The sequence below is a fragment of the Kitasatospora sp. NPDC005748 genome, assembly GCF_040630735.1.
In the GTDB taxonomy this organism is placed as follows: Bacteria; Actinomycetota; Actinomycetes; order Streptomycetales; family Streptomycetaceae; genus Kitasatospora.
In genome coordinates this window covers 39,287-53,411 of sequence record NZ_JBEXYD010000016.1, presented here as the reverse complement: position 1 = coordinate 53,411, position 14,125 = coordinate 39,287, and the positions used below count along the sequence as shown (strand labels likewise).

Below are 14,125 nucleotides of genomic sequence, written 5' to 3'. Positions count from 1 at the left end.
CAGCAGTCACGAGAACCCCTCTCGGACACACGCAGCTTGAAGGCGAACTGACGAACCGTTACGTTCCCTTGCAGTCTCGATCACCAACTATGAAAATCGGATCGGCTCCGTTCGGCGTCAGCGGTCGTTAGCCGGGTTTGTGGGCCATGTTGTAGACGTCACCGACGTCGGTGACGTGGGGGCCGCCAGCGGGGCAAACGCTGCCGGGGTTCCCGTCGGACACACCGCGGCATTTAGGGCAGAAGCGCCAGCCGCGCTGGACCCGGGGGCCATCAGGGAGGTCGTGGGGAACGCAGTAGTTCCAGCCGACGTCGGTGACGTGGGGGCCGCCAGCGGGGCAAACGCTGCCAGGGTTCCCGTCGGACAGAGCAAGGCATCTGGGGCAGAAGCGCCAGCCCGCCTGCAGAGTCGGGTGCGCGGGTACGTCGTGAAGCAGGAAGTAGTTCCAGCCGACGGGGTCGTGGGGGCCGCCGGCGGGGCAAACGCTGCCAGGGCCCTCGTTGAACAGAGCGTGGCATTTGGGGCAGAAGCGCCAGCTCTCTTGGTAGGGCTGGCCGACGGCGCAGCGGAACTGCGCGTTCTTGTTACCGTCTCTTGCGACGGTCTCCAGTTGGAACTCGCCGCTCCGTCTTCCCTCGGGCCGCACGTCGAGATCGTTGTCGCCGAGGAACGGGTTGGAATAGTTCAGTACTAGGTCCACATCAAAGGACCGAATGCGCAGTTCGCCGACTGCGCCCTGCGCGATTGCGCTGGAGACAGCCGTTATGAGCACGTGGTCGAATGGCGCGAGCCGGGTGGTCACAGGCTCCTGAAAGGTTCCCGAGCTGCTTCCATGGTGCACGAGCTCCCAGGTGTCGGCCGTCAGATTGTCGATCTCGATGATGCAGGAACGCTCGGCCCAGTCTGAGAGCGTCTCAGCCAACTTGATTGCTTCATTGGTGGCTCCAACGAGATCTTTGATATCGGAGCTGAACGACATGCCGAACACCCTTCTCGAATAGGACACGGGTCGTTCGATGGGCGGCACCCATGATGCCAACATCCCCCGCGGTTTGACGCCGAGGCACGCTGTTTCCCCTAGTCAGGAATGGGGACTAGGGGAACCCGAGCTAAGGGTCTGCCGGAAATTGACCTGTGGGTTTTGCGACCTGATACCCGAGGCGTGACTGAAGTGCGATGACGTCATGGCTTGCTCGGTGGTGAACGCTCCCTCGCTCGCCCGGTTCCCAACTTCCAGCCTCCCCCTTTGAGTAGCGATGTCAAGTGGCTCACGCTGCGTCATTGTTGATCTTCTTGATTGCCTGAAAATTACCCACCGACCCCTTGCTGTTTCTAATCTGCAGCTCGTGCGCCGAGGTACTCGGCCCAGTCCCGTCGGGCGTAGGCGACCTAGCGGAGTGCGGTGTGTCGGTGCATCCCGGTCACGTCGGCGAGGATCGGGCTGGGGAGATCGGCAGCGAGGGCGGCCAGCGCCGCGTTGCGGGCTGTGCGAACCGGGATGCCGTGTCGGTTGAGCTTCTGGGTCATGCCGTGCGTCGAGACCGGCTTGCCGGGGACCATGCCGGGGAAGAGCCATCGAGGTCCTGGGTGGGATCGCGAGAAGTGTGGCTGTGGCTGTTCGGCGAGGCGTCGCAGGGCCTCGGCGAGTCGCGGGGGCAGCAGCACGGGGTGACGGCCCAGGATCAGGTGGGTGTGCTTGTCACCGATCTTGAGGTGTTCGGGGGCCAGGTGACAGAGGCGTTCGGTGGACGGGCCGAACAGCAGGGTGATCGCACCGGCTGCCCGGACGTCCGTGGGCAGGGCGTCGTCGGTTACTGAGGTTTTCAGGGTGGGGTCGGTGGGGTGGTTGGCAGTCTGGTGCCGGTGAGCCAGTCGTGCTCGGCCGCGTACCGATGCCGACGGCCAGGTGCGTGTTCAGGTTGTCCCAGACCAGGACAATCGGCCCGCTGAGCTGGAGGTGTGCTCGGACGGCGAGGTCACGGTCGGTCCAGGCGAAGCTCTTGCGGGCACCCTTGAGCGGCATGTGGAAGCGGGGCCGGTAGATCATCCTGCTCCGCTCGCCGGGCTTGTAGCAGGCACAGGGCGGCCACCGAGATCCGCCGACGGGAGCGTCCCCGGACCCGGACCACCGGAGTGTGCCCGCGCCGGCCCCAGGTGCGCGCGTGCGGCGGCGTCATCGCGAACCCGGCCTCGTCCTCGAAGACGAGCCAGGCCAGGAGCGCCGCCGCGGTGCTTTTACCTGCGGCCACACCTCCTGCTTCCACAGCTCGACCGCGCCCTCGTCCCGCTCCAGCGCCCGACGGGCCGGGGCCTGCCATGACCAGCCGTGCGCCTTCAGAAGCCGCCACACCGCCGTCACCGACAGCGGCACCCGAAACCGGCGGCCTATCACCACCTGGACCCGTGCGAGAGTCCACCGCTGGTCCTCGAACCCGTGAGCGGCCGTCCCCCTGCCCAACTCGCGTTCCAGCACGGCGAACTGGTCGTCCGACAGCTTCGGGGCACTCGCCGGACCCGCTGACCGCAAGGCGTCCTCGCCGCCCTCCCGCCAGGCCCGACGCCAACGCTCCACCGACCGCTCGCTGACCCGAAGGTCACGGGCGATCACCGAAGTTGTCTCACCGGCCCCGAATCGGGCACTGGCCTCAAACCGCACCTGCTCACGAAACACCCGCCGCTCAGCGGTCAGGCCCCCACCCCGCGCATACCGCATACCGCATACCGCATACCGCATACCGCATACCAACGGCATACCCCAGGGATCACAACCTGTCACCACCGACAACACAACGAAAACCTCAGTAGTCGGGCCCGACACCTCATGGTGCCGGGCCCGACTCACAACACGCTGACTTGACAGGGAACCTGTACACGGAGGAGACCGTCCGGCCGCTGCCCGAGCCGCAGGACGCGCCTCCACCGGCCGCGCCGTTCCTCGGTCGGTGGCGGGACGCGGTTGCGGTGCCCGCCGAGCTGGCCGGCACGCCCGCCGAGGACGGCGCCGACCGGTGCTGGCGCCTGGCCTGGGCGCGGGTCGGCGGCCACTGGCGCTCCTGCCTGGTCACCGCGCGTCGCCGCCCGGGCCCGGAACTGCCCTGGATCGCGAACGTACGGTGGGGCGAGGACAACGACACCGCCTGGCTGATCGCCGACCCCACCACCCTGCGGCCCGTCCCGCCGGGCCGATCACCTGCGGAGGAAGCGCCGGCAGAGTCGGCCCCGGAGGGCAACCCCTACGGGCCGGGCGTGCCCAGGGGGGTGCCTCGAAGCCTGGCACAGCCCGAAGGGGCTTCCTAGGATCTGGAACCGCACCGGAAGACCCTCTCCCGGCACCGTCCTGAAACCCAAGGCTCTCCCATGGCACGCCCCCTCACCCTGTTGCGAGCGGCGAAAGGGCTCTCCCAGCCGGAGTACGCCCTCCTCGTGGCGCAGTGGCCTCACGCCTCGAAGCCGCCCTGATCGGCATCCGCCAGCACGACCGGATCTGTCGCCGCGAGGCCCGGACCTGACCCGCACCCCGGAGGCACCCGGGTGGGGGCACGGCCGGGGGCGCCCCGGCTGCGGCCGTACCCCCGCCGGTCACCGTCCGGCCGGGCCCGCCGGACGGCCTCGGACCTCAGCCGTTGCGTGCCTCGGCCTCCTGCTGCAGCAGGCCCGCGATCCGGGCCAGGTCGTTGATCTCGTCGAGGATGCCGTCGATGTCGGGCGTGGACGCGCCGTTCACGGCCAGGTAGAAGGTGTTCAGCCGGCCGTGGCCGGCGTCGAGGTAGCCGCCCAGGGTCTGGGCGCCGACGGCGAGCCGCTGGTTGAGCCCGTCCTCGCCGACCACGCTGCCGGGCTTGGCCCAGACCTTGCCCTTGCCGGGGCAGGTGGGGCAGCCGGCGCACGCGCCGGCCAGCGAGCCGTCCACGCCGAGGATCGGCAGCGCGTCGCGGAAGCGGGCGGCCTCCGGGGTGTTCTGCCAGTAGTTCACGATGTCGGTCTCGATCCTCGGGGTGACCCGGTCGACCGGGTTTCCGCCGCGGCCGTCGAGAAGTTGGGCCTGGGTCGGGTCGATCCCGGCCCCGCGCAGGAACGCGTTGAGGACGGGGAAGCCGTCCTCGCACTGGTGGCTGCCCGCGGTCACGGCCATCAGGCAGATGGCCAGGTTGGCGCCGAGGTTGTGGCTGACCTTGAGGATCAGCTTGGCGTACTTCGCGTAGACCGGGGAGACGTAGGCGGCCACCCGTCGGGTGCCGTCGTAGGAGTCCGGCACCTTGTCGGTCGGGTTCGGCCCGGTCGGCGCGGCGGCGACCGTGACGCCCGCGCGGCCGAGGGCCTCGATCAGGGCGGTGCGCCCGAACGCGGCCGGGTCCTGGACCGGGGAGATCCGCAGGGTGGGCGGGGCGTCGGCCGCGATCGTGCCGGAGACGGTGATCCGGGTGCCGTCGGGGGAGGCGGAGACCGTCAGGTCGGTCGGACTGCCCGCCGCGACCGTCCGCACCGTCGACTCGACCTGGTACGGCGCGACCTGGGGACGCCAGGTCAGCTGCGCGCTCTGGCCCGGGGCGGTCGGGGTGGTCAGCAGGTCGATGACGTTGTCGTTGACGATCAGCGGGGTGGGAGTCGGGTCCAGGCCAGGGAAGGAGCTGAAGAGCCGGGTGTCGACGGCGACGTCGCCGTCGATCCGGGTGAGTCCGGCATCACGCACCTGCCGGGCGATCAGGTCGAGCCCGGCCAGCGGGTCCTCGGGGGTGAGGGTCGCGCCGGGCACGTCGTTGGCGTAGGTGTGGTCGATCGGGGTGTAGGAGACCGAGCCGTCCGGCGCGGTGCGGCCACCCATGGTGAGGTCGCCCTGGCCGATCAGGACCAGGTTGCCGTCCAGAGCCGAACCGTTCTGCTGCCCGACGGCCTGCACGGGGGTGGTGAACTCGTGGTCACCGCCCAGCGCGTGCCAGGCGCCCGAGACGCTGAGCAGCTTGGCCGTCGAGCCGGGGAGGAAGAACTGGTCGGGGAACTGGGAGTGGATGACCTCGCCGGTGGTGCCGTCCCGCTCCAGCAGTCCCCACTGGGCGTGCTCGTAGCCGGGCTTGGCCATGATGGCCCGGATCTCGGCGCTCAGCTCGTCACCGTGCGCGGCGGCCGGCGCGGCGGTGCCGAGCGTCAGCGCGGGGACGAGCACGGTCGCGAGGCTGGTGAGGAGGGCCGCGGCCCGGACGCGACGACTTCTGGGGGTCGAACTCATGGATCCACCTGTTCTGGGCCGGGTACCGGCGCCGTCCTGACGGTCGGACATTCCGCGAGACATACCCGGGCGGTGGCCCCGGCCGCTGGGGCCGGAGCGCGGTTCACCCTCCCGCCACACGTCCTGCCGTCACTCCGGGGTCCGGCCGTCGGGTGGCGCCTTTCGGTGAATGCCGGCGGCTCCTTGACGGGCCAAGTCATTAGCTGCCATATTATCTACATGACGAGGGACGGTGGCGACGGTGAGCAGCCCACGCTGGAGCAGGCCGGATGGCAGCTGCGGCACTACGGGCTGGAGGTCGATCCGCAGGCGGTGCTGGTCGCCGTGCGACTGATCTCCGCGGGCGCGAGAGTCGGCCGGGCGGCCGAGGCGCACTTCGCCCGGTTCGGACTCTCGACGGGCCGCTACCGCCTGCTCTCCGACCTCGAAGGTCACGGGGGAGAGAAGTCCCCCTCGCAGCTGGCGGCCGATCTCGACGTCTCCAGGGCCACGGTCACCGGCCTGCTCGACGGACTCGAACGCGAGGGCCTGGTCGCCAGGCGCCCGTCCACCGAGGACGGGCGCGGCACGGTGGCGGTCCTGACCGCGCGCGGTGCGCAGCGCCTTCGCGACATGGCGCCCGAGCACTTCGGGCGACTGGAGGCGATGGTGGGCGGGCTCACCGTCGAGGAGCGCACGGTGTTCCTGGACCTGCTCTCCCGCGTCGTGCGCGGCAGTTCGGCGCTGACCGCCGACTGACCGCCGACTGACCCCGGCCCATTCGGCCGACCCCGGCCGTAGGCCGGCCCGGGCTCCCGTCCCGTGGATGGGAGCCCTTTTCACGGAGTAGTAATTAGCCAACTAATTACCTGACCGGGGTGGGCCCGTCCGGCCGCCCGGTCGAACCCTTTCGCCTTTCGGAACCCGAACGAGAAGAAGAGGCCGACATGCCCGCAACGAAGGACCGGACCGCCCCGAGCCGGGCGGCCGCCCGGCCGTTCGTCCTGTGGCGCGAGGTGCTGACCGCCTACGCCGCTCCCGCGTTGATGGCCGGTACCGCGGGGGTGGTCACCGGTCAGGCGGACCTCACGGTGGCGGCCGGCACCTCCATCGCCGGCACCTCCGCCGTGGTGGCGTTCCTGGTCGGCGCCTGGCTGCGGCACGGCGGGCGGCCACGGCGCTGGACCCTCGTCCTGCCGCGGCCCGTGCTGACCGTGCTGCTCGTCGTCGCGACCGCCGGCGTGGCGGCGGGGCTGGGGTGGTTCGTCGCCGCATGGCTGCCGGCGCACACCGCGCTTCCCGCCGCCCCCTGGCTGCGGCGGCTGCGCATCGACCTGCCCGTCTCCGCCGTGCTCGCCACCACCATCGTCACCCTGCGCTGGCGCGGCACCGTCGCGAAGCCCCGGCCGTAGCCGTAATCCGGCCGCGGCCCCGGCCTCGGCCGGCACCGAACCAGGCGGCACCCGCCGCCGCGGAATACACCAGGTATGTGAGGACACCCGATGATCGTTGTCATGGGAGCGACCGGAACCACCGGAACCGCCCTGCTCCACAGCCTCCGCGCACTCGACGTACCCGTGCGCGCCCTCACCCGCACCCCGCAGCGGCCGCTCCCCGGCACCGCCGGCCCGCGGCACGACCGGCTCGTCGAGGTCCGGTACGCCGACGCCGGCGACCCCGACTCGCTGCGCGCCGCCTTCGAGGGCGCCGACCAGCTCTTCCTCGCCATGGCCAACAGCCCCGCGCAGGTCGCGCTCGAAACCCGCGTCATCGACATCGCCGTGGTCAGCGGCATCGGACACGTCGTCAAGGTCTCCGCCCCGGCCGCCGAGCCGGACTCGCCCGTCGCGATATCCCGCGGACACCACGCCGTCGAGGCACACCTGCGCGCCTCCGGACTCACCGGCACCGTCCTGCGGCCCTACGCGTTCATGCAGAACCTTCTGCGCCTGGCGCCCGCCGTGGCCGAGGGGGTCATCCTCGGCGCGATGGGGGAGGCGCCCTGCAACTACGTCGACAGCCGCGACATCGGCGACGTCGCGGCCGCCGTGCTCACCCGCCGTCACCTCGCGGGCGGCACCTACACCCTGACCGGACCGGAGGCCGTCTCCCATCCCGACCTCGCCGCCCGGCTGACCGCGGTGACCGGCCGCCTGATCCGGTACGTCGACCTCGCCCCGGACGAGATGCGCGACAACCTCGTCCACCGGGCCGGCATGCCCGACTGGCTCGCCGACCACGTCGTGGAGATCCAGCGACTGGCCGTCGCCCGACCCGAGACACCCACCAGCACCGTCGCCGACGTCCTCGGCCGCTCGCCCCGCACCCTCGACGCCTTCCTGGCCGAACACCGGCACCACTTCGACCGGTAGCCGACCGCCGACTCCCGCCCCGGCTCCGGCGCGGGAGCCGAGCCCCGGGGGCCCGACCGCAGCGGTCGGGCCCCCGGGCCTGCGTGCCACGAGATCCGCTGCGCGGTCCGCCCGGCGGCGCGCCGGGCGGCCGGGCGTCAGGTCCGCCCCAGCCGCAGGGCCAGCACGGGCTCGCCGGTCGGCCGCACCGACCCGCCGGCGGGCTCCACCGTCAGGCCGACGGCCCGGGCACCGTCCAGGGGCGCGGTGAGCAGGAGGGCGCCGTCGCCGTCCGGCAGCAGACCGGCCGGGAGGTAGGTGCCCGCGTGGTCGAGCCAGAGTTCGTAGACGCGGCCGGGCCCGGGATCGGGAAGGCCGGTGGCGAGGAACCCGGCCCGGTTGCGGTCGGCCGACCAGACCACGGTGCCGGCACCCGAACCGGCGGTGACGGTGCTCACCCGGGCGTCCGGGGCGGTCAGCAACTCGCCGAAGGCCGCCTGCCGGGCACGCAACTGCCCGGCGTCGGAACGCGCCCGCCGGGCCTGCTCGTGCTGCTGCACGGCGAGGACACCGAGCGCGGTGGTCGCGGCCAGCGAGGCGGCCAGGGCGAACCGCGGCCAGCGGGCCCGCCGGCGGACGCCGGGCGGCGCGACCCGGGGCGCGGCCGCGCCGGTGTGCCGGGGGAGCGGCGGCAACTGGTGTTCCCGCTCCAGCCGGGCCAGCAGTGCCGCCCGCAGCCGCGGCGGTGGCTCGACCGCCTGGGCCGTACCGAGCCGGCTCAGGGCCGCGGCGAAGCCCGCCACCTCCTCCCCGCAGCTCTCGCACCCGCCGAGATGGGCCTCGAAGGCGTCACGTTCGTCCGCGTCGAGGGAGTGCAGCGCGTACGCGCCGGTGAGCAGGTGGAGATCGCTGTCGGCGGGGGCGGTCATGATCCGGCTCCCAGGCAGTCGCGCAGGCGGATGAGACCGTCGCGCATCCGGGTCTTGACGGTGCCCAACGGGGTGCTCAGCCGTTCGGCGACCTCCCGGTGGGTCAGGCCCTGGTAGAACGCCAGCAGGACGGACTCGCGCTGCAGATCGGTCAGGCGCCGCAGGCAGTGCCGGACCTGTTGTCGCTCCATCCGGGTACCGGCTCCTTCGGCGGCCTCGTCGAAGGGCGTCTCCCGGCTGCCGGCGGCCACCGTCCGGTCGCGGTCGGCCGCCGCCTCGCAGTGCCGGACCCGGTCCACGGCACGGTGGTGGGCGATGGTCATCACCCAGGGCAGTACCTCCCCGCGTAGCGGGTCGTAGCGGGCCGCGCCGCGCCACACCTCCAGCATCACGTCCTGCGTCACCTCCTCCGACTGGGCCTCGTCCCGAAGGATCCGGCGAACCAGGCCGAACACCGGGCCGGCCACCGCGTCGTACAGCCGGGCGAACGCCTCGTGATCACCGGCGGCGACGAGCGCCATCACCGCCTTGAGGTCGCCCGGCGGCTCGGAGCGGCCGGGCAGGAAGGCGACGGCGGTCACCTGCCACGCCCCCGCGATCCGCAACTCCGGTGACCGGCCGGGCGGACGCACCGGCGAGGCGTGCCGGTCGGACGGTCGCGTGCGGCAGGCACGGCGACCGCCCGGGCCTGGTTCGGGGTTTCAGGAATGTCGTTCATCGGTCGCACGGTATTCGCCTCCGGCAGGCCGGCGGATTGCCTTCGGACGGATCCGGTCGCCCCCCTCACCCGATCGAGTGAACCCGGGCGACGGACCCATCCGCGGCGCCGAGCCGACCGAATGGGGAGTGTGAGCAACGATGTGACCACCCGACGCGCCGGGCGCCGCGACCGTGCCGGAGCGCTGCCGGCCCTGATGGCGTTCGGCGCGGCCGCCGCCTGCGCGGCCCTCGCCGTCGGTGAGACGGCGGCGGCCCTCCTGCGCCCGCAGGCGGCCCCGGTGATCGCGATCGGCTCGGCCGCGATCGACCTCGCGCCCACCGCGGTCAAGGAGTGGGCGGTGCGCTCCTTCGGCACCTCCGACAAGACCGTGCTCCTCACCGGGATCTACACCGTCATGGCACTGCTCGCCGTCGGCCTGGGGCCCGTGGCGGCCCACCGCCGGGCCGCGGCCGTCGTCCTGCCGGCCGCCTTCGGTGCGCTCGGCGTCTGGGCGGCACTCGCCCGCCCGGGCGCACGGCCCGTCGACGCCCTGCCCTCGGCGGCGGCCGCGCTGGCCGCCGCCGCCGTCCTGCTCGTCCTGCTGCCCCGCCGGACCGCCGGACGGCGGCCCCCCGTCCCGGGCAGTCCGGGACGCCGGGAGGTCCTGACCGCGGGCGCCGTCGTCGCGCTCTCGGCCGGTCTCGGCCCGGGCGCCCGGTACCTGTCCGACCGACGGACCGACGTCGGCGCCGCCCGCGCGGCCGTCGTCCTCCCGCCACCGGCCCGCCCCCTGCCGGCGCTGCCGCCCGCCGCCGGGCCACGGATCCCCGGACTCCCACCGCTGCGCACGCCGACCGCCGACTTCTACCGCGTCGACACGGCCCTGACCCTGCCCCGGATCGACCCGCGCGACTGGACACTGCGGATCCACGGCCTGGTCGACCGGCCCCTGGAACTGTCCTTCGACGAGCTGCTCGCGCTGCCGATGGAGGAACTCGACCACACCCTGACCTGCGTCTCCAACGAGGTCGGCGGCCCGTACGCGGGCACCACCCGCTGGCTCGGGGTCTCGCTGCCGGGCCTGCTGCGCCGGGCCGGTCTGCGGACCGGTGCGGAGCAGCTGCTCGGCCGCTCCGAGGACGGCATGACCATCGGCACACCCGTGGCGTCGGTCCTGGACGGCCGCGCCGCCCTGCTGGCGATCGGCATGGACGGCGCGCCGCTGCCCGTCGAACACGGCTTCCCCTGCCGCACCGTCGTCCCGGGCCTCTACGGCTACACCTCCGCCACCAAGTGGCTGGTCGACCTGGAGGTCACCACCTTCGCCGCCCGCGACCCGTACTGGGTGCAGCGCGGCTGGGACCGCACCGGCGAGGTGCGCACCGCCTCCCGCATCGACGTTCCCGCCGCCTTCGCACGGGTGCCGGGCGGGGACGTCACCGTCGCCGGCACGGCCTGGGCGACCCACCGCGGCGTCGCCGCCGTCGAGGTCCGCGTCGACGGCGGGCCCTGGCAGGAGGCGGTGCTCGCCGCGGACGCCGGGCCCGACGTCTGGCGGCAGTGGCACCACACCTGGCGCTCGGCCGCGCCCGGTACGCACCGCCTGGAGGTCCGCGCCACCGACGCGACCGGGGCCGTCCAGGAGGAGACCCGCAGACCGCCCTTCCCGGCCGGTGCGACGGGCTGGCACAGCACCGTCGTCACCGTCCTGTGAACCGCCCGACCCCCGCTCCGAGCGGGACGGCACCATCCATCCGAAAGAGAAAGAAACCGATGACCACCATCCTGCGCCGCAAGCCCGTCACCGCCCTGCTCGTCGGCGGCGTCCTCGCCGCCACGCTCACCGCCTGCGGGGGCGACGACAGCTCCACGGCGGCCGGCCCGGCGCCGACCGCGGCGGCCGCGACCACCGGGGCCGCGAACCCGGTACCCGTGCCGGACTCCCCGGCCGCCCAGAGCACGGCCGGGGCGAGCACGGCCGGACAGGCGATGACCGGGCAGCCGTTCGGCGTCGCCTGCACCGCCGTCCCCAAGGACGGCGCCGGCTCCTTCACGGGCATGGCCGCCGACCCGGTCGCCACCGCCGCCTCCAACAACCCGCTGCTCTCCACCCTCGTCACCGCGGTCAAGAAGGCCGGTCTCGTCGACACCCTCAACTCCGCGAAGAACATCACCGTCTTCGCCCCCACCAACGACGCCTTCGCCAAGCTGCCCAAGGCCGACCTCGACGCCGTCCTCGCCGACAAGGACAAGCTCACCAAGATCCTCACCTACCACGTCGTCCCGCAGCGCCTGGCCCCGACGGCCCTGACCGGCGCGCACAAGACCCTGGAGGCCGACGAGGTCACCGTCACGGGTGCCACGCCCGAGTTCGCCGTCAACGGGTCCGCCAAGGTCCTCTGCGGGAACGTGCAGACCGCCAACGCCACCGTCTACATCGTCGACACCGTGCTGATGCCCGCCTCCTGACCCTTCGGCGCCCCACCGACCGCGGTCCCCGGCCCCATGCCCCAGGGCCGGGGGCCGCGTCCACCGGGCGAACGGCCCCTCACTCGTGCGGCCCGGCCTCCAGCGCGGCCCGCAACGATCCGGGTCCCGGTGCGGAGGCCGGTGAACGCCGGGGGCGGCGGCCCTCCGTGAGACCGCCCGGCAGCCGAAACGACGAACTCCCCGCCGGACACCGGGCGGGGAGATCGTCGCCAGGGCACGGCCGGCGGCGCGATGGCACGACGACGCGGCTCGGCCACGGCCCTGCCGCGGCTCGCCGCCGACGTCGACGCGCGCACGCTCGCATGCCCGACGGGCCGGGAGAGTCGGGGTGCTAGGCGATCCGGGCCCAGGCCGTCCAGCTGCCGTTCGCGGCGTGGCCCCGGGCCCAGAGGCCGCCGTCCGTGCCCCTCGCGCCGACCTCGAACTGGCCCCCGCCCGTGTCCGAGGCGATGATGCCGACGCCACCGATCAGGTAGCCGCCCAGGGACGTCCAAGCGGTCTTCTTGCCGGCCGCGCTGCTCGAACGCGTCCACACGGCGTGGTCGGTGCCGATGACGAACACCTGTCGGCGACCGTCCCGGTAGCCGTACTCGGCCATGCCGGGCTGGCCGAACTCGCCGCCGCAGAGGTACTCGCCGCCCCAGGCCGGGCTGGTGCAGTGCATCGGCTCCGCCACCGCGCTGGCGGGCGCGGCCATCGACGCGACACCGGCGAGAACGGCGGCGGCCACCGCCGTCTTGATCTTCTTCACGGGTACTCCTCAGTAGCGCGGACCGGAGCCGCCCGTCCGGCGGACGGCTTCCTCTGTCGAGGTGACGGCTGCTCAGGTCCGAGGGGTTCACCGGGCCTTCGCGGGGTGCGCGTTCGCGCAACCGCACGGTGCCGCCGGGGCAGGCCGTGGCTCGCCTCCCCGCCGCCCGCCCGCCCGTCGCCCGTCCCGGGTCGGCGAACCCCGAGCGCGTCCCGTTGAGAGTGAGTGGCGTGCGTCACATACTGCGGCATGACGGATGAGTGCAGGCGGCAGATGGAGTCCACCTCGACATGACACGAATCATCGCGGACATCTCGGTCTCCCTCGACGGCTTCGTCACCGGACCGGACCCGGGCCCGGACAGCGGGCTGGGCACCGGTGGCGAGGCGCTGCACACCTGGGCGTTCTCCGACGACCCCGACGACCGTCGGCTCCTGCGCGAGGCGACCGGCCGTTCGGGCGCCGTCCTCCTCGGCCGCCGGCTCTTCGACCTGGTCGACGGGCCGCACGGCTGGGACGACGAGACCGGCTACGGCGCCGCGGAGGTCGGCAAACCCGCGTTCGTCGTCGTGACGAGCTCGCGGCCGGAGTCCGTCCGACTCGGCGCCCTCGACTGGACGTTCGTCACCACCGGTCTGCCCGATGCCGTCACCGCCGCGCGCCGGCACGCCGAGGCGGCTTCCGCGAACAGCGGCCGGGACCTCGACGTCGTCCTGATGGGCGGGGGCGCCCTGATCCGCTCGGCGCTGGACGCCGGCCTGGTCGACCTGCTGTCGCTGCACCTGGCCCCCGTCCTGCTGGGCGCCGGCACACCCCTGTTCACCGGCGCGGTGCCGCGCACCCTGGTACAGCGGAGCGTCCTCGCGACATCGACCGCGACGCACGTGACCTACGACGTCCACTGACGGCGCGTTCCCCAGGCGCCCGGCCGGCCGCGGGAGGGACCGGAGTACCGGTCCCTCCCGCGCCCCGACGTCGCCAGCCGCTCGTCGGCCCGCTTTCAGCCCCCGGCGAACCGGCCCTGGACCCCCCGGTCGGCCCGTGGCCGGGGCGTCACTCGAAGCGCGCGGGGTCGCCGGCGCCGCGCCGGACGATCTCCGCCTCGCCGCTTGAGAAGTCGACGACCGTCGTCGGTTCCGTGCCGCAGTCGCCGGAGTCCACCACGGCGTCCAGCACGTGGTCGAGGCGCTCCTTGATCTCCCACCCCTGGGTCAGGGGCTCGTCCTCGCCGGGGAGGAGCAGGGTGCTGGAGAGAAGGGGCTCGCCGAGTTCGGCGAGGAGTGCCTGCGTGACGACGTGGTCGGGGATCCTGACCCCCACCGTCTTCTTCTTCGGGTGCATCAGCCGGCGCGGGACCTCCTTGGTGGCGGGGAGGATGAAGGTGTAGCTGCCCGGCGTCGCCGCCTTGATGGCGCGGAAGACGGCGTTGTCGATGTGGACGAACTGGCCCAGCTGGGCGAAGTTCTCGCACATCAGGGTGAAGTGGTGGCGGTCGTCGAGCCGCCGGATCGTCCGGATCCGTTCGAGGCCCTCGGTGTTGCCCATGCGGCAGCCGAGGGCGAAACAGGAGTCGGTCGGGTACGCGATCAGGGACCCGGAACGGAGGCTCTCGGCCACCGTGCCGATGGTGCGGGCCTGCGGGGTCTGCGGGTGAACGTCGAAGTACTTCGCCATTGGCCGACCCTACGGGATCCACGGCCC

The 14,125-nt window shown here is 73.0% G+C and carries 15 protein-coding genes and 1 pseudogene; 8 read left to right on the top strand and 8 right to left on the bottom strand.

Annotated features, from left to right (window positions below):
* Nucleotides 1–127 precede the first annotated feature (127 nt).
* Nucleotides 128–979 (bottom strand): hypothetical protein, encoded by an 852-nt coding sequence (locus ABZ495_RS15020; RefSeq protein WP_359836105.1) that lies wholly within the window; start codon nt 977–979, stop codon nt 128–130.
* 425 nt (nt 980–1,404) lie between these two features.
* Between ABZ495_RS15020 and ABZ495_RS15015 the strand changes: the two genes are divergently transcribed.
* Complete coding sequence (locus tag ABZ495_RS15015; protein WP_359836103.1) at nt 1,405–1,818, top strand: hypothetical protein; 414 nt, start codon at nt 1,405–1,407, stop codon at nt 1,816–1,818.
* 44 nt (nt 1,819–1,862) lie between these two features.
* Here the strand turns inward: ABZ495_RS15015 and ABZ495_RS15010 are convergent.
* Together ABZ495_RS15010 and ABZ495_RS15005 are read right to left on the bottom strand one after the other, a co-directional pair.
* A pseudogene (locus tag ABZ495_RS15010) lies at nt 1,863–2,177 on the bottom strand (DDE endonuclease); the annotation flags it as partial.
* Nucleotides 2,174–2,713, bottom strand: a complete 540-nt coding sequence (locus tag ABZ495_RS15005; protein ID WP_359836100.1) for a winged helix-turn-helix domain-containing protein — start codon at nt 2,711–2,713, stop codon at nt 2,174–2,176. The pseudogene ABZ495_RS15010 and the gene ABZ495_RS15005, both read right to left, overlap by 4 nt.
* Nucleotides 2,714–2,853: 140 nt before the next feature.
* Here ABZ495_RS15005 and ABZ495_RS15000 point away from each other — a divergent pair, with 140 nt between their 5' ends.
* Nucleotides 2,854–3,297 carry a hypothetical protein gene (locus tag ABZ495_RS15000; RefSeq protein WP_359836098.1) on the top strand — a complete coding sequence of 148 codons (444 nt, stop codon included), beginning with the start codon at nt 2,854–2,856 and terminating at the stop codon, nt 3,295–3,297.
* 319 nt (nt 3,298–3,616) lie between these two features.
* Here the strand turns inward: ABZ495_RS15000 and dacB are convergent, their stop codons facing one another.
* Complete coding sequence (dacB, locus tag ABZ495_RS14995) at nt 3,617–5,224, bottom strand: D-alanyl-D-alanine carboxypeptidase/D-alanyl-D-alanine-endopeptidase (protein ID WP_359808886.1); 1,608 nt, start codon at nt 5,222–5,224, stop codon at nt 3,617–3,619.
* A gap of 219 nt (nt 5,225–5,443) precedes the next feature.
* On the opposite strand from dacB, the gene ABZ495_RS14990 reads away from it, so the two are divergent.
* The 3 genes from ABZ495_RS14990 (at nt 5,444) to ABZ495_RS14980 (ending at nt 7,575) form a co-directional block, all read left to right on the top strand.
* The gene (locus ABZ495_RS14990) at nt 5,444–5,962 is read left to right on the top strand and encodes a MarR family transcriptional regulator (RefSeq protein ID WP_352286799.1); all 519 of its coding nucleotides are present in this window, start codon (nt 5,444–5,446) and stop codon (nt 5,960–5,962) included.
* A gap of 188 nt (nt 5,963–6,150) precedes the next feature.
* The gene (locus ABZ495_RS14985) at nt 6,151–6,615 is read left to right on the top strand and encodes a hypothetical protein (protein ID WP_359836096.1); all 465 of its coding nucleotides are present in this window, start codon (nt 6,151–6,153) and stop codon (nt 6,613–6,615) included.
* A 102-nt stretch (nt 6,616–6,717) separates the two neighbouring features.
* On the top strand, nt 6,718–7,575 hold the full coding sequence (locus ABZ495_RS14980) for an SDR family oxidoreductase (RefSeq protein WP_359808880.1): 858 nt from the start codon (nt 6,718–6,720) through the stop codon (nt 7,573–7,575).
* A gap of 137 nt (nt 7,576–7,712) precedes the next feature.
* Here ABZ495_RS14980 and ABZ495_RS14975 read toward each other — a convergent pair whose 3' ends face one another.
* Both ABZ495_RS14975 and sigK read right to left on the bottom strand, forming a co-directional pair.
* Nucleotides 7,713–8,483, bottom strand: coding sequence for an anti-sigma factor (locus tag ABZ495_RS14975; protein WP_359836094.1), 771 nt, complete (start codon nt 8,481–8,483; stop codon nt 7,713–7,715).
* On the bottom strand, nt 8,480–9,064 hold the full coding sequence (gene sigK, locus ABZ495_RS14970) for an ECF RNA polymerase sigma factor SigK (protein WP_359836093.1): 585 nt from the start codon (nt 9,062–9,064) through the stop codon (nt 8,480–8,482). The genes ABZ495_RS14975 and sigK overlap by 4 nt, the downstream gene beginning before the upstream one ends.
* Before the next feature lie 258 nt (nt 9,065–9,322).
* Between sigK and ABZ495_RS14965 the strand changes: the two genes are divergently transcribed.
* Both ABZ495_RS14965 and ABZ495_RS14960 read left to right on the top strand, forming a co-directional pair.
* On the top strand, nt 9,323–10,897 hold the full coding sequence (locus ABZ495_RS14965) for a molybdopterin-dependent oxidoreductase (RefSeq protein WP_359836091.1): 1,575 nt from the start codon (nt 9,323–9,325) through the stop codon (nt 10,895–10,897).
* 59 nt (nt 10,898–10,956) lie between these two features.
* Nucleotides 10,957–11,652 (top strand): fasciclin domain-containing protein, encoded by a 696-nt coding sequence (locus tag ABZ495_RS14960; protein WP_352286814.1) that lies wholly within the window; start codon nt 10,957–10,959, stop codon nt 11,650–11,652.
* A gap of 352 nt (nt 11,653–12,004) precedes the next feature.
* Here ABZ495_RS14960 and ABZ495_RS14955 read toward each other — a convergent pair whose 3' ends face one another.
* Nucleotides 12,005–12,424: a hypothetical protein gene (locus tag ABZ495_RS14955; RefSeq protein ID WP_359836089.1), complete on the bottom strand. Its 420-nt coding sequence runs from the start codon at nt 12,422–12,424 to the stop codon at nt 12,005–12,007.
* A gap of 290 nt (nt 12,425–12,714) precedes the next feature.
* On the opposite strand from ABZ495_RS14955, the gene ABZ495_RS14950 reads away from it, so the two are divergent.
* Complete coding sequence (locus tag ABZ495_RS14950; RefSeq protein WP_359836087.1) at nt 12,715–13,329, top strand: dihydrofolate reductase family protein; 615 nt, start codon at nt 12,715–12,717, stop codon at nt 13,327–13,329.
* A gap of 148 nt (nt 13,330–13,477) precedes the next feature.
* On the opposite strand, the gene ABZ495_RS14945 is transcribed toward ABZ495_RS14950, so the two are convergent.
* Nucleotides 13,478–14,098, bottom strand: a complete 621-nt coding sequence (locus tag ABZ495_RS14945; protein ID WP_352286824.1) for an L-threonylcarbamoyladenylate synthase — start codon at nt 14,096–14,098, stop codon at nt 13,478–13,480.
* Between the last annotated feature and the right edge of the window lie 27 nt (nt 14,099–14,125).

Coding starts and splice junctions, on each gene's coding strand:
- ABZ495_RS14980 (WP_359808880.1), top strand. CDS start 6,718: ATGGGAGCGACCGGAACCACCGGAACCGCCCTGCTCCACAGCCTCCGC.
- ABZ495_RS15005 (WP_359836100.1), bottom strand. CDS start 2,713: ATGCGGTATGCGCGGGGTGGGGGCCTGACCGCTGAGCGGCGGGTGTTT.
- ABZ495_RS14965 (WP_359836091.1), top strand. CDS start 9,323: ATGGGGAGTGTGAGCAACGATGTGACCACCCGACGCGCCGGGCGCCGC.
- ABZ495_RS15020 (WP_359836105.1), bottom strand. CDS start 979: ATGTCGTTCAGCTCCGATATCAAAGATCTCGTTGGAGCCACCAATGAA.
- ABZ495_RS14985 (WP_359836096.1), top strand. CDS start 6,151: ATGCCCGCAACGAAGGACCGGACCGCCCCGAGCCGGGCGGCCGCCCGG.
- dacB (WP_359808886.1), bottom strand. CDS start 5,224: ATGAGTTCGACCCCCAGAAGTCGTCGCGTCCGGGCCGCGGCCCTCCTC.
- ABZ495_RS14960 (WP_352286814.1), top strand. CDS start 10,957: ATGACCACCATCCTGCGCCGCAAGCCCGTCACCGCCCTGCTCGTCGGC.
- ABZ495_RS14975 (WP_359836094.1), bottom strand. CDS start 8,483: ATGACCGCCCCCGCCGACAGCGATCTCCACCTGCTCACCGGCGCGTAC.
- ABZ495_RS14945 (WP_352286824.1), bottom strand. CDS start 14,098: ATGGCGAAGTACTTCGACGTTCACCCGCAGACCCCGCAGGCCCGCACC.
- ABZ495_RS14990 (WP_352286799.1), top strand. CDS start 5,444: ATGACGAGGGACGGTGGCGACGGTGAGCAGCCCACGCTGGAGCAGGCC.
- ABZ495_RS14950 (WP_359836087.1), top strand. CDS start 12,715: ATGACACGAATCATCGCGGACATCTCGGTCTCCCTCGACGGCTTCGTC.